Raw genomic sequence first — 16,732 nt, 5'->3', positions numbered from 1 at the left:
CTCTTGCGTCGCGATCAGGCCTGCCCTGCCCGCCGCGCCGACACCTCTGCCAGCACGGCCCAGTCGGCGTTGCCGTCGCCGTGCGCGATGGCTTGGTCCAGGCTGGCGCGCAACAGTTCGCCCAACGGCATCGGCACCTGCTTGTCGGCGCCGGCCTGGATGGCCAGATCCACATCCTTGCGTCCCAGCGTGGCGGTGAAGCCGGCCGGTGTGTAGTGGCGCTGCATGATGAGCTTGCCGTAGCCCTGGTACGCAGGTGCAGCGAACAAGGTGGTGGTGAGCATGCCCAGGAACTGCGTGGCGTCCACGCCGTGCCCGCGCGCCAGTGCGCTGGCCTCGGCCATGGCGCCGATGGCGCTGGCCAGGCAGAAATTGGCCGCCAGTTTCACTGCGTTGGCCTGCTCCGGGGCATCGCCGATGTGCCAGGTCTTCTGCCCCAGCACATCGAACATCGGCTGCACCCGTGCCAGCGCCGCAGCGTCGCCGGCAGCCAGGATATTGAGCTTGCCGGCCTCGGCCACGTCGACGCGGCCAAGCACCGGCGCGGCGACGTAGGCGATGCCGCGCTCGGCGTGCAGTGCGGTCAACTCGTGCGCCAGCGCCACCGAGATGGTGGCCATGTTGACGTGCACGCTACCGGCCGGCAGTGCATCCAGCACGCCGCCGTCCAGCACGGTCTGACGGACCGCGGCATCGTCGGCCAGCATCGAAAACAACAGCGGGCCGCACGCAGCGCCCACCGGCGCATCCACCACCGTCGCCCCGGCATCGCGCAGGCTGCGCGCGCGTTCTGGCGAACGGTTCCAGACACTTATCTCGAAGCCGCCGCGCAGCAGGTTGTGCGCCATCGGCAGGCCCATCGTGCCCAGTCCCAGAAATCCTATCGGCATGCGTGTGCGTCCTCTTCGATATGACGTCGGTGTCGGTATGACGTCGGTGGCGTGCGTCAGCTGGCGAACACGCCGCGTGCATCGCGCGGTTCGCAGCGCAGATACTGCGGGGCCGGCGTGACCGATGCACCCAGCGCCGCGGCGGCATGCCACGGCCAGCGCGGGTCGTACAGGATGCCGCGTGCCAGCGCGATTGCGTCGGCCTGGCCGTCCTGCAGGATCGCCTCGGCGTGGGCCGGCTCGGTGATCAGGCCCACGCCGATCACCGGCGTGGCGACCTGCGCACGAATCGCCTGCGCAAACGGGATCTGATAGCCGGCCTGCACCGGAATCTGCTGGCGCGGATCGAGCCCCCCGCTGGAGACATGGATGTAATGCGCGCCGCGTGCATCCAGCGCCTTGGACAAGACGAGGCTCTGCTCCAGATCCCAGCCGCCCTCCACCCAATCGGTGGCCGAGATGCGCACGCCGACCGCGATGCGCGCGGACACCGCCGCACGCACTTCATCGAAGATGCGCAGCGTCAAGCGCATGCGGTTTTCCAGCGAACCGCCATATGCATCGTTGCGCTGATTGCTCAGCGGCGACAGGAACTGATGCATCAGATAGCCATGTGCGGCATGCAGCTCGATCAGATCCAGACCCAGGCGTTCGGCGCGGGTTGCCGCAGTGACGAACGCGGCCACCACCGCATCGATCCCGGCCTCATCCAGCGCCTGCGGTGCGGGCTTGCCCGGCTGGAACGGCTGCGCCGAGGCAGACACGGTCTGCCAGCCATGCGCCTGATCGGGGGCGATCGCCTGCCCGCCCTTCCACGGCACATCGGTCGACGCCTTGCGGCCGGCATGCGCCAGCTGGATGCCGATCGGCATCGGCGACCAGCGCCGCACCGACTGCAGCACCGCATCCAGCGCCTGCTCGGTGGCGTCGTCGTACAGGCCCAGATCGGCGTAGCTGATGCGCCCTTCCGGCACCACTGCGGCGGCCTCCAGGATCAACAGGCCAGCACCCGATTGCGACAGCGTGCCCAGGTGGATGCGGTGCCAATCGCTGGCGCGGCCATCCTGCGCGGAGTATTGGCACATCGGCGCGATCACGATGCGGTTGGCGAGCGCGAGCGGGCCGAAGGCGATGGGGGTGAACAACTGGCTCAAGGCAACATCCGGGCGCGGGGTGGGGGTGCCCATTGCACTGCGCCACGCGCCGCCGCACAACCGCTGCGATGGATCACTGCGTCATGCAGAGCGCGCACTGTCGTACCTGGCCGGCGCAGCCTGCAGCGGATCCGGCGGCTGCCGCAGGAAGGCCAGCGCCTGCGCGCACGACTGCTCCACCTTCAGGCTGAGCAACGCGTCGGCGCGGGTACGCCCGAAATTGAGCGCGGCGATCGGCAGGCCGTTGCGCGCGGCGGCCTGCACGAAGCGAAAGCCCGAATACACCATCAGCGACGAGCCCACCACCAGCACCGCATCGGCGGCCTGCAAATGCGCGAAGGCACGCTCCACGCGCTCGCGCGGCACGTTCTCGCCGAAGAACACCACATCCGGCTTGAGCACCCCGCCACACACCGGGCACGGCGGCACCACGAAGGTATCGAAGGCCACATCGTCCAGATCCGCATCACCATCGGGCGCCTGCACCGCGTCCAGCGCGGCCCAGCCGGGGTTGGCCTGCTCAAGCAGGATCTGGAACTCGGTCCGCGGCATGCGCCGCTCGCAGCCCATGCAACGCACCACATCGAGCCGGCCGTGCAGGTCGATCACCGCCTGACTGCCGGCCGCCTGATGCAGGCGATCCACGTTTTGCGTCAGCAGCAGTTCCAGCTGGCCGCGCGCTTCCAGCGCGACCAGTGCGTGATGGGTCGCATTGGGCAGCGCCAGCCCGAAACGCGGCCAGCCCACCAGGCTGCGCGCCCAGTAGCGCTGGCGCGTGGACAGCTCGCCCATGAAGGCCTGGAACGTCACCGGTTGTGGACGCTTCCAGCCGCCTTGCAGATCGCGGTAATCGGGAATGCCCGAGTCGGTGCTGCAACCGGCGCCGGTGAGCACGAACAGGCGCTGGTGGCGCTCGATGAAGTCCTGCAGCGTGTGATCGTCGTGGGCAAGGGCAGCAGTCATGTGGTCATTCCGGAAGCGATGGGATCACTTTGCGCCAACGGCAAGCGGTTCGCCCGCTGCGGCGCGGCGTCGACGGCCGTCACCGTGCGACGTGCGCGACGTGCGTCGCACTGTCGCATGACGCAGGGTCGCCGCAGCGTGCGGATCAAACCGTTGTATGCACGACGCGCCGGACTGGATGCATCCGTGAAGGCGGTACAGTATCAGGCCGTGTCCACGCAGCTGGTTCAGCCCTCCTGTTGCTGCAGGCCACGGGTGCGGTCACTGTCGCTCAGTGTGCAACCCGTGCCTGATCGACAAACTGCAGCAGGTCCCGGTTGAAGCGCACGCTGTCCTCCAGGAATGGCGCGTGCCCTGCATCCGGGTAGAGACGCGTCTGCGCACGCGGTTGCAATTGCCGTGCACGTGCCAGCGTCGGCTCGGCGGTCACCAGCGCATCGCGTGCGCCGTACACCAGCAACACCGGCAGGCGCGTGCGCTGCAGGCCGGCGACATCGATCGACATGCCTTGCACGGCGCGCTGCATGTCCCAGGAGGCCAGCGACGCGTTGGCCAGCAAGGTACCAAATACGGGCGCAGACGGTTGGGTGGCGAAGCACAGCCGCAGGAAGTCGTGTACCGCCTGCAGATGCGTGCGCAGGTCATCGGAGACCAGATCGCGATAGATCGCCGGATGCGAGCCCAGCTGTTCTGCGCGCAATTCGATCACGCCGTCGACATACACCACGCCGCCAAGCCCTTCATCGCCGTGACGTGCGAGGTAGTTTGTGACGACGGCTGCGCCCAGCGACCAACCGACCAGCACCGCGTCGCGCGCCTTTGCCGCTTTCAGCACCGCGTCAAGATCGTCGGCCCAGCGCATGCCATCCCGATAGGCCGACGCTGCAGTCGGCTTGCCGGACAAGCCATGCCCACGCAGGTCATAGGTGATCAATCGATAGTCTTGCAAGCGCGCATCGGCCAGCTGCGCGTCCCAATTGATGCGGCTACCGAGCAGGCCGTGCACGAATACGATTGCCGGAGCATCGCTGGCGCCGTGTTCCTGCACGGCCAGGGTGACGCCATCGGGCGCGGTCACCGTATAACTGCGCGAAGCGGGGGTGACCGCCGCGGCCAAGGTTGAAGAAAGCAGCAACAGGCAAGCCAGCGCGTAGCGCATCGGCTGCATGCCAGTGACCGGGAAGAAGCGAACAGGCATCGGAGTGAGCTCCAGACAATGAGAGCGGCCATCCTCCAGCCTGACACCAATGTGAGGGTCAAGCAGTGCTCGCGCCGTATGCTTGGCGCATGGCAACGCTTCCCGAACCCTCGCTGAGCATTGGCGCACTGGCACTGCAGACCGGCGCCAGCGTGCGCTCGATTCGTCACTACGACGCGCGTGGCCTGCTGACGTCCTCGCGCAGCGCCAATGGCTACCGGGTGTTTCCCGCCGCATGCGTTGCGCAGGTGCGGCAGATCCAGCGGCTGATCGCCACTGGCTTCAGCCTGGACGACATTCTCCGGTTTCCCGATTGCATGCGCTTGGTGGAAGGCGCGCAGATGTGCCCGGAAACCGCACACGTGCATCGCACGCGTCTGCAGCAGATCGAGCGCCAGCTGGCCGATCTGGAGCGGCGGCGTGGGCGCCTGCTGGAAACCCTGGCACAAGGTGCGGCCGATGCGATCGCCGCGCCGCCTTCTGCAGCGCAGACGGCACGCAGCAAGCGGGCACGCTAGCTCGGAAGGGTGAGCGACGGCCATCGCTTCAAGGTGCCTTGCATCGCGCCACCTGCCACGTCGCACAGCGCACACATGGCACGGCAATCGGCCGCTACAGCAGGTTGCTGACCTCGATCAGGTTGCCGTCCGGATCGCGGAAATAGATCGACAGCAACGCACCGGTTGCGCCGGTACGCTGGATTGGCCCCTGCTCGATGCTGACACCGGCGGCGACGATGTGGTCCTGCGCCTGCTGCAGTGGGGTTGTGGTGATCAGGCACAGATCTGCCGACCCGGGCGTCGGCAAACGCGCCTTGGGTTCGAACTCGCGCCCGGCGGCGTGCAGGTTGATCTTCTGTTGGCCGAAGGCCAGCGCACGTCGCCCTTCACCAAAACGCACCACCTGCATGCCGAGCACGCGCGCATAAAACTCGCAGGTGGCTTGCACGTCGGCAACGGTGAGCACCAGATGGTCGAGCCGCTCGATCTGCATGTCATTGCCCACGCGCAGGATGCGGCGCACACCGGCCGTACGGGCGTGCATCATCGGCGCGTTGGCGCAACACATGCGCGGCGGCAAACGCCAGCACCAGCAGGGTCAGGCACATGCCGACCAGCCCGGCCCAACCGCCGTGTTGCCAGAACCAGCCGCCGAGCGCACCGATCACGCTGGAGCCGGCGTAATAGGCCAGCAGATACAGCGAGGCGGCATGACTGCGGTGCGCGCCGCCGAGCCGGCTCACCCAGGCGCTGGCCGCCGAATGTGCGATGAAAAAGCCGATCGTCAGCAATACGATGCCGCCCACCACCAGCGCCAGCACATGCGCCAACGTCAATGCCACGCCGAGCACGCACAGCACGATGCCGGCACTGACCACCGGCCCACGGCCGAAGCGATCCGACGCGGCCCCAGCCACCGATGAGCTGACGATGCCGAACACGTAGGCGCTGAAGATCATGCCGATCTGGCTCTGGCTCAGTCCAAATTCCGGCCCGCCCAAGCGAAACCCGGCGTAGTTGTAGAGGCTGACGAACACGCCCATCAACAGGAACGGCAACGCAAACAACCACGGCAGGTTGCGATCGCGCAGATGCCCCGCCCAGGCACGCAGATGGAACCGCAGGTTGACCCCATGCCGGCGCACGAAATGGCGCGACGGCGGCAGCAGCCACACGAATGCGAAGGCACACAGCAGGTCGAAGCCGCTCAAGAGCGCCAGTGCGGTGCGCCAATCGGTGTGGTCGGTCAGCACGCTCATCATGATGCGCCCGCTCATGCCGCCGAATGCGTTGCCGGCCACGTACAGGCCGGTGGCCGCGCCAAGTTTGTTGGCCGGCAGTTCTTCGCCCAGGTACACCATCGCCACCGCAGGAACGCCGCCCAACGCGATGCCGGACAGGGTGCGCACCGCCACCAGCGCGCCCCAGTGCGGGAGGAACGCCGAGACCAGGTTGAGCACCGCAGCCAGCGCAATGGAGGCGAACATCAAGCCGCGCCGCCCCAGGTTTTCCGAGACCGCACCGGCGCAGAAGATCGCCACCGCCAGCCCGCCGGTGGCCAGCGATAACGGCAACGAGGCGACCGCCGCATCCACGCCGAAGGCACGCGCGAACTCGGGCAATACCGGCTGCACGCTGTAGAGCAGCGAGAAGGTGGCAAAGCCGGCCAGGAACAAGGCCAGCCGGATGCGGCCGCTGGCAGGTGCCGCGATCTCGGGAACGGCGGCAGTGGCCGGCAGGGCGCTGGGGCGGGAGTCGGAAGCAGGCACGGGTATCTGGATGAGACCGGGGACGGCGAGTATTCGCCTGTCACTACCCCCTGTCCAATATATGATGCTGGCAGTTGCCATATATGAAACAGATACCATGGAACTGCGTCACCTGCGCTATTTCCTGGCGGTTGCCGAGGAAGGCAATTTCACCCGTGCCGCTGCCCGGGTCGGTATCGGCCAGCCACCGCTGAGCCAGCAGATCCAGACACTGGAGCGCGAGCTGGGCACGCCGCTGTTCCGCCGCACCCATAGCGGTGCGGAGCTGACGCCAGCCGGCGATGCCTTTCTCGGCGAAGTGCGACGGGTGCTGGCCGATGTGGAGCGCGCCGCCGAAACCGCCAGGCGTGTGGCGCGTGGCGAATCCGGCCGCTTGCGCATGGGCTTCACCGCCTCGGCCGCCTTCAGTCCGGTGGTGCCGCGCCTGATCCGCGATTTCCGACGGCAGTGGCCGCAGGTCGAACTGCTGCTGGAAGAAACCAACACCGCCAGCCTGCTGGTGGGCCTGGCCGATGGCCGCCTGGATGCGGCGTTCGTCCGCTACGGCTTGAGCACGCCACCGGACCTGCTTCTGCTGCGCTTTGCCGATGAGCCGATGAAGATCGCGGTGCCGGCAGCGCATCCGCTGGCCGCCCACAACAGCGCGCCGCTGGCGGCGCTGGCGGGCGAGCCGTTCATCCTGTTTCCGCGCAGCTTCGGCTCCAGCCTGTACGACGAAATCCTCGCCGCCTGCCGCGAGTCGGGCGTGACCTTGCGCATCACCCAGGAGGCGCCGCAGATGTCGTCGATCATCAACCTGGTCGCCGCCGAACTGGGTGTCTCGGTGGTGCCCGCCTCCACCGCGCAACTGCAGCGGCCCGGGGTGCGCTACCTGGATATCCAAGGCCGCATGCCGCTGGCACGTCTGGCCCTGGCGGTTGCGCCGGGCGCGCTGGACAGCGCTCCGCTGGTGCGGCATCTGTGGGCGCTGGCGGAACTGATCACTGCCGATGAGGTGAGCCAGTGATCGCCACTGGGGGAGCTGGCATGCGCAATCCTGGCTGGTTCGGTCATGACCGCTGCGCGGTGGCGGCGTGCTGGATGCGTGGGTTCTGACCGCATCGCCCACCTTGCGGGGAGCGTGGGCGAGTGTCGAAGAGCGGCTGCGAAACCGTGGCGAGCACGCGTCAGCTGGGTGTGGATGGCGCACGGGAAGCACGTTGTCGGAGCGATCCATGCCGCGCCGAGCAGCGGCCGTGCCAGCGCAGCGGTGAGCGCGGTCGTGTTGTTTGCCGCACATCGTCGGCCCCTGATCGAAGGACAACGTTCCCGGTGCAGCGTGCCGTGTCACCTTCTTGCCTGAACGCATCGCTGCACGCTGCACGTTCGAAAAAGCCACGCCCGATCAGGATGGCAGGGCAGATCAATCGATCCAAGACCATCGATGTGATCGCACGTACACACGCCACCGGAAGATATCGCGCTGCGAGCGGCCATCGACACGACCGACGACGCGCAGCCCGCCCAAGCTGACACGGCGCAGCACCACCTGCACCGACGTCCGGTGGCAGGCTTGACCTCAACTGCGATTGAGGTTGTTCAATGCGGGCCTCTTCCATCGATCTGAGTGCCATGCATCTCCGTCATCTCCTGCTGCCCTGCCTGGATCCGGCACTGACCCGGCGCTTCTATCGCGATGTGCTGCAGCTGCCGCTGCACGGCAACACCGTCCACATCGGCTGGACCACGCTGGACTGCGTGCAGGCGCAACATCCGGTCGGCAGTGTGCATCTGGCCTTCAATGTCGCGCCCTCACGCTTCGAGGCCGCAGCGCGATGGATCGGCGCACGCGCCACGCTGCTCGCCGACCCGCAGGGCCGCCAGCGCTTCGCCCTGGACGGAGTGTGGCAATCGCAATCGGTGTATTTCGCCGGCCCGGATGGTGCGGTGCTGGAGCTGATCGCGCGCGATGCGCTGCAGGGTGTGGCCACCGGCGAGGGCGAGTTCCACGGCGAAGAGTTGCTGTGCCTGAGCGAGATCGGCTTGCCCAGCAATCATGTCGATGCAGTGACCAGCAGCGTGGCCCATCATTTTGGCGTACAGCCGTTTGCACCGGCCGTGGAGGGCTTTGTCGCGCTGGGCGACGATCATGGCCTGTTGATCGTGGTGGACCAGCGCCGGCGCTGGTTTCCGCAACAGCGCCAACTACCGTGGGCCGACGGCTTGCGCGTCAGTGTCGATGCACCGCAACCAGGCCTGCGGCTACGCGATGCGCAGGGCTGGGAACTGCTCGCTGCGTAAGCGACGGCCTTGCCTTTACGTGCCCTGGTCTCCCCGGCGAGATTGCCGTGCATCCTGCGGCGCTATCGCATCGCGCATGCACTAGCGGGCAATGTGTTATCCAACGGCAGCCATCATCATCTGCGGCACCGCCGTGCATGCACGCAACAGCGCGCGATGGTAGCGATAGCCAACGCACTCCCCTCCGCGATGCGCTGGTTCGCCAGTGCGGCAGCCGGTGCCTGCGTGCGTCTTCAACTGCCCCGCTGAGCTGCCGGCAAACGAAAAAACGCACGTGCCGCAGCGGTGCTGTTGGCAGCGGTCACGGCGACGTCTTCGCCGCGGTCGCGCGCCAGTTCTTCGACGATATGCGACAGAAACATCGGCTCGTTGCGGCGGTCCTTGGGCATGGGCTTGAGCGTGCGCGGCAACAGGTAGGGCGCATCGGTTTCGATCATCAACCGGTTGGCGGGGATATTGCGCACCAGCTCGCGCAGATGCGCGCCGCGGCGTTCGTCGCACAGCCAGCCGGTGATGCCGATGTAGTAATCGCGGTCCAGATAGGCGAACAGCTCTTCGCGCGTGCCGGTGAAGCAATGCACCACGGCCGCACCCAGCTTGCCGTCGAAGCTGCGCATGATGGAAAGGAAGTCATCGTGCGCATCGCGCTGATGCAGGAACAGCGGCTTGCCATTGTCGGCAGCCAGTTGCAGCTGGCGCTCGAACGCCTTGTGCTGTGCCGGCCGCGGCGCGAAATCGCGGAAGTAATCCAGCCCGCATTCGCCCACCGCCACCACCTGCGGATGCGCCTGCAAGGTGCGCATTTCAGCTTCGCATTCGGCGGTGAATTCCACGGCGTGGTGCGGATGCACGCCGGCGGTGGCGTACAGGAAGCCGGGATGTTGCTGCGCCAGTTGCAGGGCCAACGGCGAATGCTCGCGGCTTGCGCCGGTGATCACCAACTCCGCCACACCCGCCTCGCGTGCGCGTTGCAGCACGGCGTCGCGGTCGCGATCGAAGGAATCATGGGTGAGGTTGGCGCCGATATCGATCAACTGCATGGTGCGGGTGTCGCCTGAAAGAGCAGATGCGAGTGTACTGGGTGGGCGTTGCCCTCATCCGCCCTGCGGGCACCTTCTCCCGCAAGCGGGAGAAGGGATATCCACGGGGGAATCTGGACCTCCACGGCGGGACCTCCATGACGGGATATCCATGAGGGGATCTGCCCGCAGTCCGCGACACCTGCATCCCATCGGCCTGCACCAGCGCACTGCCTTTCCCCTCTCCCGCCTGCGGGAGAGGGGCAGGGGTGAGGGCCGCTTGCGCAGCACGCTCAACCCACCACAGGCACCGCCATCGCGTCGATCTTCGCCGCCAGCGCCTGGATCGCCAGCTGCGCCGAACGCGAGAGCTGACGCTGCGGGGCCACGCACAAGGCCAGCGTCATCGGTTTGGTCAGGTGCTGGCGGAACGGCACGAACGCCAGTCGCCCGTCGGCCACGTCGGGCGCAGCGTCCAGCCACGACATCAGCCCCACGCCGGCGCCGGCGCGCACCAGTCCGCGCAAGGTACGTACGTCGTTGCAATGGGTGAGCCGTTTCACGTCGATATGCTGGCGCTGGTACAACACCTTGGCGTGCTCGCCCACGATCAGCGGCGCGGCCGGCAGCAGCAATCGGTGCTCCAGTGTCTCGCTCAGCTGCAGTTCGGTGCGCGTGCTCAACGGGTGGCCCACCGGCATGGCAATCCCCAGCGGGATATCCGCAAACGCGCGCACCTCCAGGTCCACGCTGCTCACCGGGTCCAGCAGCAGGCCGATGTCCACGTCGGCCGAGGTCACCATTTCCATCACCCGCTGGTTGCGCGCGGTGGACAGGTTGAAGGTGATGCCGGGGTACTCCTGCACCAGCGCCGCCACCGCCGCCGGCACCACGCCCTCGCTGAGCGCGTCGATCATGGCGATCTCCACGTGCCCGCGGCGCAGCCCCTTGAGCTCGTCGAAGCGCTCCAGCGTGCGGGCGTAGGCCTTCTCCCAGCCGCGCACATCCACCAGCAGCAACTCGCCGGCAGCGGTGAGCCGCAGCCGGCCGGGCAGGCGTTCGAACAGCTGCGCGCCCAGCTCTTCCTCGGCCTTGAGGATCTGCCGGTCGATCGCCGAGGCCGACACGTGCAACACCTCCGAGGCCTTGCGGATGCTGCCGCAGCGGGCCACTTCGATGAAGTAACGGGTGAAGCGGGAGAAGGTCAGCATGGGACGGGACTCGGTTGGCGTTGCATTTTTTGCAATGGGTTGGCGGAAAAACGATGTTTGATCACACACCCCCGGCTTCCTAGAGTCAATCCGGCACCGCTCCCGCCTCACGCCAGAGACCGCCCCATGGATGTCGCCGTCCCCGCCCTGCCGCTGCACTGCACCTTCGAAGCCGCCGACTGGCAGCGCCTGGCCCAGCACTGGCACGCGGTAGCGCTGAGCAGCGAGGTCGGGCAGGCGCCGTTCAAGGCGACCCTGCTGGACGAGCCGCTGGTGCTGTACCGGCTAGGCGAGGAACTGGTGGCCGCGCGCGATGTCTGCCCGCACCGCGGCGTGCCGCTGAGCATGGGCACGTCCGATGGTGGCGGCGTGGTCTGCGCCTACCACGGGCTGCGCTTCGGTTCGGGCGGGCGCTGCAATCACATCCCGGCCAGTCCAAACCAGAACATTCCGGCCAAGATGCGCCTGCACACCTATGCGGTGGCCGAGCGCTACGGCTTGATCTGGGTCTGCCTGGCCAAGCCGGCTGGCGTGAGCGAGGCCGAAGTGCAGATCCCGCCGATGCCGGGCTGGGACGAGGACGGCTTCCAGCAGATCGTCTGCCCGGCGTTCGACATCGGCGGCAGCGCCGCGCGGCAGCTGGAGGGTTTCATCGACGTGGCGCATTTCGCCTTCGTGCATACCGCCACCTTCGCCCAGCCGGACAAGCGCGAGGTACCGGCCTATACCACCACCGAGACGCCGACCGGCTTCAACGCCGACTACCTCAGCAGTGTGGCCAACTATTCGGTGGACATGCCGCTGCCGGACGTGGACCCCGGCTTCCAGTGGCTGCGGCATTTCGAAGTGCATTTGCCGTTCACCGCCACCCTCACCATCCATTTCCCGGTGCCGGGCAAGCGGCTGGTGATCATGAACGCCGCAAGCCCGGTGTCCAAGCACAAGACGCGCCTGCTGGTGCCGATCGCGCGCAACTTCGACACCCATCTGCCGGTGGAAGACGTGCACGCGTTCAACCTGCGCGTGTTCGAGGAAGACCGCGCCATGGTGGAAGCGCAGCGCCCCGAATACCTGCCGCTGGACCCGCTGCTGGAGGTGCATATCCTGGCCGACCGCAGTTCCATCGCCTACCGCCGCGGTCTGCGCAGCCAGGGCTATAGCGATTTCTTCCTGCGCTGACCGCCAAGGAGCGCGCCATGAGCCTGCATGAAGTGCGTGTTGCCGCCGTGGCCGAGCAAGGCCACCGTCAGCGTGCGATCCGGCTGGAGCCGATCGACAGCGAGTTGCCCGCGTTCGAGGCCGGCGCGCATGTGGACCTGCACCTGCCCGATGGCTTGATCCGCCAGTATTCGATTGCCAGCGCACCGCATGTGCGCGACCACTATCTGCTCTGCGTCAAACTGGCTGACGCCTCGCGCGGCGGCTCGCGGCACCTGTGCGAGCGGCTCAGTGCCGGCGACCGCCTGCAGATTTCCAGCCCGCGCAATCTGTTCCCGCTACACCCCGGCGAGCGGCATGTGCTGCTGGCCGCCGGCATCGGCATCACCCCGCTGCTGTCGATGGCCGAGGCGCTGGAAGCGCGTGGCGAGCCATTCGTGCTGCATTACTACGCGCGCCGGCATGCCGACGTGGCCTTCGTGCAGCGGCTGCAACAAGGCTTCACGCATGGGCAGGTGCATGTGCATCTGAGCGATGGCGGGCAAAGCCCGCGCGTGCATGTGCCCGACGCGCTCGTCCAGGCAGGTGCGCACGACCAACTGTATCTGTGCGGGCCGGCCGCGTTCATGGACCACTTCACCCAGCTTGCCAGGACGCAGGGATGGACTGACGCGCAGTTGCACCGCGAACACTTCGCCGCCGCCGATGCCGGCCTTGCGCATGACGCCGACAGCCCCTTCGAGGTGGAGCTGGCCGCCAGTGGTCGCGTGGTGCAGGTGCCCGCCGACTGCAGCATCGCCAGCGCCTTGCTCGCTGCCGGTATCGCAGTGCCGTTGTCGTGCGAGCAAGGCATGTGCGGCGCCTGCCTGACCGGCGTGCTTGCCGGAACGCCGGATCACCGCGACAGCGTGCTCAGCGACGGCGAGCACGCCGCCAACACCCAGATCACGCTGTGCTGCTCGCGCAGCCGTTCGTCACGCCTGGTGCTGGATCTTTGAGCGCTGCGCGTGTGTTGCGCCTGCGCAGACAGGACGACAGCGGGCGCGCAGGTGGCTGATGCCGGTCGCGCTGCAGCGCGAAGCAGCCGCCGACGTTGCAGGGAACCTGTGGATGGGCGTGGGCCGCGCACCGTCTTGCACGATGCGGTTGCTGCACGCACCAGGCAACGCTGGCGCAGCCGCGCCAGGCGCTGGCGCTCATGCACCGTGCTGGCAACGGGCATTGCGCTCGCCACGCATTCCGTGCCCAAGGTCCGTGGCAACTGCGGTCGCACAGTGCAAGATATTCGGCCCGCGCGTCTGCGCAACGATCGCGTGTTCCCCCTGTGCCGATGAGATGTCTGCCGATGGTCGCTTGTGTGATCACCTTCCCCCACCGTTGCCGGAGCGCCCGCTGATGCGCTGGCCCGGATTTGCGCTGGCCGCCAATGGCAGCAGCGTGCGCACGGAGGTCCTGGCCGGTGCCACCACCTTCCTGACCATGGCCTACATCGTCTTCGTCAACCCGATATTCTGGCCACCACCGGCATGGACCACGGCGCGGTGTTCGTGGCGACCTGTCTGGCCGCCGCGCTCGGCTCGCTGCTGATGGGCGTGCTGGCCAACTACCCCATCGGCATGGCGCCGGGCATGGGCTTGAATGCGTTTTTCGCCTTCTCGGTGGTGGGCACGCTGGGCTACGGCTGGCAGCAGACGCTGGGACTGGTGTTCGTGTCCGGCTGCGTGTTCCTGCTGCTCAGCGTCACCGGCGCGCGGCGCTGGCTGGTGGATGGCATCCCGCTCCCCTTGCGCAGTGCGATTGCGGCGGGCATCGGCCTGTTCCTGGCGTTGATCGGCTTGCAGAAGGCCGGGCTGGTGGTGGCGCATCCGCAGACGCTGGTGACCCTGGGCGACCTGCATCGGCCCGAGCCCTTGCTTGCGCTGGCGGGACTGCTGCTGATCGGCGTGCTGGAGGTGCGCCGCGTGCGCGGAGCGATGTTGCTCGGCATCCTGGCGGTCACCCTCGCGGCTCTGGCACTGGGTCTGGTGCACTACCAGGGCGTGCTGTCGCTGCCGCCGAGCCTGGCACCGACGCTGCTGCAGCTGGACATTGCCGGCGCCTTGCAAGGCCATGGCAGCAGTGGCGCATTGGCCGCCGTGGTGCACGTGGTGCTGGTCTTCGTGCTGGTGGAACTGTTCGATGCCACCGGCACCTTGATGGGCGTGGCCCAGCGCGCCGGCCTGTTGCACACGCAGGCGCACCGTCGCCAGTTCGACCGCGCCCTGCTCGCCGACAGCACCGCCATCCTGGCCGGCTCGCTGCTCGGCACCTCCAGCACCACCGCGTACGTGGAAAGCGCTGCAGGCGTGCAGGCAGGCGGGCGTACCGGACTCACCGCACTGGTGGTGGCCGCGCTGTTTGTGCTGGCGCTGCTGTTCTCGCCAGTGGCGGCGATGGTGCCGGCGTATGCCACCGCTCCGGCGCTGATCTACCTGGCATCGGTGATGCTGCGCGAGTGCACGCAGATCCGGTGGGACGATGTCGGCGACGCGCTACCGGCCGCGATCTGCATGCTGGCCATGCCGCTCACCTACTCCATCGCCACCGGCCTGGCCTTCGGCTTCATCACCTACGCGGCACTGAAGCTGGGTAGCGGCCGCTGGCGCGCCGTGCATCCGGCCACCTGGGCGATTGCCGGCCTGTTCGTGCTGCGCTATGCGCTGGAGTGAGCGAAGCGCCGCGGTGGTTTCAGCCCATGCCTCACTGGCCACCCGACGCGGCGCGCGGCAAGCTGCCTCGCAACCGGCGCCGCCGCATCTTTTCAGAGCCATCGCATGCCACCTCTTCATCGCTGCCTGATCCTGGCCTTGTGCACCGTGTTACCGGGCATTGCGCTCGCACGCCCGGTGCAGGCGCCTGCGCAACAACGCCAACAGCAGGTGGCGCAGCTGTTTCGGGACGCGGCCGCGCAACCTGCGCAATTGCGCGCTTGGCTGCAGGCCATGCCCAAGGGCGGCGACCTGCATAACCACCTTTCCGGCTCGGTGTATGCGGAAAACTATCTGCACTGGGCCGGCGAAGACGGGGCCTGCGTGCAGCTGGACGACCTGAGCCTGCGCGCCGCGCCGTGCGGCAAGGGCCAGGAGCCCGCACGCGGCCTGGCCGCGCGCAATGCGGACTTGTACGGCCGGGTGGTCGATGCGTTGTCGATGCGCAAGTTCCTGCCCAGTGTGACCCAACCCACCGGGCATGACCAGTTCTTCAGCACCTTCGGCAAGTTCGATGCGGTAGTGCGTGCGCGGGTGGCAGACACCGTGGCCGCGGTACTCGAGCAGGCCGCACGCGACCGCGTGCCGTATGTGGAGATCATCGCCAACCCGCCGCAGATGGCGCAGGCCGCACAGCGCATGCAGTCGCTGCCGTGGAATGACGATGACGATGCGGCGAACCTGCACGCCCTGCAGGACGCCTTGCCGCCGCTGGTGCAGGCCGCGCAACGCGAGCTGGCCGCCACCGACACGCAGGTGCGCCGGATCCTGCGCTGCGACCAGGCCGATGCACGCCCCGGCTGCCGGGTGAGCTACCGCTACGTGCCGTATGTGCTGCGCGTACTGCCGCAACCGATGGTGTTCGGGCAGATGGCGTTGGCGCATGCCCTGATCGCGGCTGGGGGCAGTCGCGCGGTGGCGGTGAACATCGTCGCGCCCGAGGACAACCCGGTGGCCTTGGCCGATTACACCCGGCACATGGCGATGTTCCGCTTCTTCGCCCTGCGTTATCCGGGGGTGCCGCTGTCCTTGCATGCCGGCGAGCTGACCCTGGGGCTGGTGCCGCCTGCGCAGCTGCGCTCGCATATCCGCCAGGCCGTGGACGCCGGTGCGCGGCGCATCGGCCATGGGGTGGATCTGCCCTACGAAGACGATGCCGCCGGGCTGCTGCAACAGATGCACAGCAGACAGGTCGCGGTGGAAATCAACCTCACCAGCAACGATGTGATTCTGGGCGTCAAGGGCGCCGCGCATCCGCTGGCGATGTATCTGCGCGCCGGTGTGCCGGTGGTGCTGTCCACCGATGATGCCGGCGTCTCGCGTGCGGACATGACGCACGAGTATCAGCGCGCCATGCAGGAGCAAGCCATCGACTACCCGACCCTCAAGCAGCTGGCACGCAACGGCCTGACCTACAGCTTTCTGCCCGGCGCCAGCCTGTGGACCGCCGAGGGCGCCGCCGTACCGGACTGTGCGGCAGCGCTGCAGCACGACACCGACGATGCGGCCTGCAGCCAATTCCGCAGGACCAGCGAAAAGGCACGCCTGCAATGGCAGCTGGAAACCGATCTTGCGCAGTACGAGCGCACGCTGCTGGCGCAACGCAACTGAGGCCGACACCATCGCTCTCACATGCACGACCCAGGCACGCTGCGACGACGCGACGTCCGCCCCATCGTCGCCGCACTGCAGTCCTTCGCACGACCACAGCGCAGTGACCCACCGGCATGCCGCCAGTACCCCGGACATTCCCCACCTATCGGGCAGGCTTGCGCCCAATGCATCCGCCATCGAATGGGTGTGCAGGCCCGAGCCGGACGCGCTGAGACAAAACCGCCGCACT

At 67.6% G+C, this 16,732-nt stretch carries 14 protein-coding genes and 1 pseudogene; 7 read left to right on the top strand and 8 right to left on the bottom strand.

The genetic code is table 11. The features are described from left to right. Positions 1–14 precede the first annotated feature (14 nt). From Y887_RS03015 to Y887_RS03000, 4 genes are all read right to left on the bottom strand, one after another. Positions 15–890 (bottom strand): NAD(P)-dependent oxidoreductase, encoded by an 876-nt coding sequence (locus Y887_RS03015; protein ID WP_046962937.1) that lies wholly within the window; start codon positions 888–890, stop codon positions 15–17. A gap of 56 nt (positions 891–946) precedes the next feature. Beyond that, a complete protein-coding gene (locus tag Y887_RS03010; RefSeq protein ID WP_104611913.1) occupies positions 947–2,044 on the bottom strand; it encodes an NADH:flavin oxidoreductase/NADH oxidase in 1,098 nt (365 codons plus the stop codon). Positions 2,045–2,125: 81 nt separating this feature from the next. Further along, positions 2,126–3,007, bottom strand: a complete 882-nt coding sequence (locus tag Y887_RS03005; RefSeq protein ID WP_046962935.1) for an NAD-dependent protein deacetylase — start codon at positions 3,005–3,007, stop codon at positions 2,126–2,128. Between the two features lie 271 nt (positions 3,008–3,278). Continuing rightward, positions 3,279–4,205 (bottom strand): alpha/beta fold hydrolase, encoded by a 927-nt coding sequence (locus Y887_RS03000; protein WP_046962934.1) that lies wholly within the window; start codon positions 4,203–4,205, stop codon positions 3,279–3,281. Positions 4,206–4,294: 89 nt separating this feature from the next. Here Y887_RS03000 and Y887_RS02995 point away from each other — a divergent pair, with 89 nt between their 5' ends. After that, the gene (locus Y887_RS02995; RefSeq protein ID WP_046962933.1) at positions 4,295–4,723 is read left to right on the top strand and encodes a MerR family transcriptional regulator; all 429 of its coding nucleotides are present in this window, start codon (positions 4,295–4,297) and stop codon (positions 4,721–4,723) included. 94 nt (positions 4,724–4,817) lie between these two features. Here the strand turns inward: Y887_RS02995 and Y887_RS02990 are convergent, their stop codons facing one another. Both Y887_RS02990 and Y887_RS02985 read right to left on the bottom strand, forming a co-directional pair. Continuing rightward, positions 4,818–5,198, bottom strand: a complete 381-nt coding sequence (locus tag Y887_RS02990; RefSeq protein WP_046962932.1) for a VOC family protein — start codon at positions 5,196–5,198, stop codon at positions 4,818–4,820. A 1-nt stretch (position 5,199) separates the two neighbouring features. Continuing rightward, positions 5,200–6,474 (bottom strand): MFS transporter, encoded by a 1,275-nt coding sequence (locus Y887_RS02985; RefSeq protein WP_046962931.1) that lies wholly within the window; start codon positions 6,472–6,474, stop codon positions 5,200–5,202. A 97-nt stretch (positions 6,475–6,571) separates the two neighbouring features. Here Y887_RS02985 and Y887_RS02980 point away from each other — a divergent pair, with 97 nt between their 5' ends. Continuing rightward, complete coding sequence (locus tag Y887_RS02980; RefSeq protein WP_046962974.1) at positions 6,572–7,480, top strand: LysR family transcriptional regulator; 909 nt, start codon at positions 6,572–6,574, stop codon at positions 7,478–7,480. Positions 7,481–8,085: 605 nt separating this feature from the next. Then, entirely contained in the window at positions 8,086–8,754 is a 669-nt protein-coding gene (locus Y887_RS02975; RefSeq protein ID WP_046962930.1) for a VOC family protein, read from the top strand. 233 nt (positions 8,755–8,987) lie between these two features. On the opposite strand, the gene Y887_RS02970 is transcribed toward Y887_RS02975, so the two are convergent. Further along, positions 8,988–9,794, bottom strand: a complete 807-nt coding sequence (locus Y887_RS02970) for a TatD family hydrolase (protein WP_046962929.1) — start codon at positions 9,792–9,794, stop codon at positions 8,988–8,990. 272 nt (positions 9,795–10,066) lie between these two features. Then, positions 10,067–10,984: a LysR family transcriptional regulator gene (locus tag Y887_RS02965; RefSeq protein WP_046962928.1), complete on the bottom strand. Its 918-nt coding sequence runs from the start codon at positions 10,982–10,984 to the stop codon at positions 10,067–10,069. 126 nt (positions 10,985–11,110) lie between these two features. Between Y887_RS02965 and Y887_RS02960 the strand changes: the two genes are divergently transcribed. The 4 genes and pseudogenes from Y887_RS02960 (at position 11,111) to Y887_RS02945 (ending at position 16,500) form a co-directional block, all read left to right on the top strand. Then, entirely contained in the window at positions 11,111–12,163 is a 1,053-nt protein-coding gene (locus Y887_RS02960; protein ID WP_046962927.1) for a Rieske 2Fe-2S domain-containing protein, read from the top strand. A gap of 17 nt (positions 12,164–12,180) precedes the next feature. Beyond that, positions 12,181–13,140 carry a PDR/VanB family oxidoreductase gene (locus Y887_RS02955; RefSeq protein WP_046962926.1) on the top strand — a complete coding sequence of 320 codons (960 nt, stop codon included), beginning with the start codon at positions 12,181–12,183 and terminating at the stop codon, positions 13,138–13,140. A 397-nt stretch (positions 13,141–13,537) separates the two neighbouring features. After that, positions 13,538–14,850, top strand: a pseudogene (locus tag Y887_RS02950) (NCS2 family permease). 105 nt (positions 14,851–14,955) lie between these two features. Continuing rightward, entirely contained in the window at positions 14,956–16,500 is a 1,545-nt protein-coding gene (locus Y887_RS02945; RefSeq protein ID WP_046962925.1) for an adenosine deaminase family protein, read from the top strand. Positions 16,501–16,732: the final 232 nt, after the last annotated feature.

The organism is Xanthomonas pisi DSM 18956, assembly GCF_001010415.1.
GTDB lineage: Bacteria > Pseudomonadota > Gammaproteobacteria > Xanthomonadales > Xanthomonadaceae > Xanthomonas > Xanthomonas pisi.
This window is presented reverse-complemented; position numbering and strand designations above follow the sequence as displayed.

Coding starts and splice junctions, on each gene's coding strand:
- Y887_RS02990 (WP_046962932.1), bottom strand. CDS start 5,198: ATGCAGATCGAGCGGCTCGACCATCTGGTGCTCACCGTTGCCGACGTG.
- Y887_RS02975 (WP_046962930.1), top strand. CDS start 8,086: ATGCATCTCCGTCATCTCCTGCTGCCCTGCCTGGATCCGGCACTGACC.
- Y887_RS02970 (WP_046962929.1), bottom strand. CDS start 9,794: ATGCAGTTGATCGATATCGGCGCCAACCTCACCCATGATTCCTTCGAT.
- Y887_RS02960 (WP_046962927.1), top strand. CDS start 11,111: ATGGATGTCGCCGTCCCCGCCCTGCCGCTGCACTGCACCTTCGAAGCC.
- Y887_RS02995 (WP_046962933.1), top strand. CDS start 4,295: ATGGCAACGCTTCCCGAACCCTCGCTGAGCATTGGCGCACTGGCACTG.
- Y887_RS03015 (WP_046962937.1), bottom strand. CDS start 890: ATGCCGATAGGATTTCTGGGACTGGGCACGATGGGCCTGCCGATGGCG.
- Y887_RS02945 (WP_046962925.1), top strand. CDS start 14,956: ATGCCACCTCTTCATCGCTGCCTGATCCTGGCCTTGTGCACCGTGTTA.
- Y887_RS02980 (WP_046962974.1), top strand. CDS start 6,572: ATGGAACTGCGTCACCTGCGCTATTTCCTGGCGGTTGCCGAGGAAGGC.
- Y887_RS03000 (WP_046962934.1), bottom strand. CDS start 4,205: ATGCCTGTTCGCTTCTTCCCGGTCACTGGCATGCAGCCGATGCGCTAC.
- Y887_RS02955 (WP_046962926.1), top strand. CDS start 12,181: ATGAGCCTGCATGAAGTGCGTGTTGCCGCCGTGGCCGAGCAAGGCCAC.
- Y887_RS02965 (WP_046962928.1), bottom strand. CDS start 10,984: ATGCTGACCTTCTCCCGCTTCACCCGTTACTTCATCGAAGTGGCCCGC.
- Y887_RS03005 (WP_046962935.1), bottom strand. CDS start 3,007: ATGACTGCTGCCCTTGCCCACGACGATCACACGCTGCAGGACTTCATC.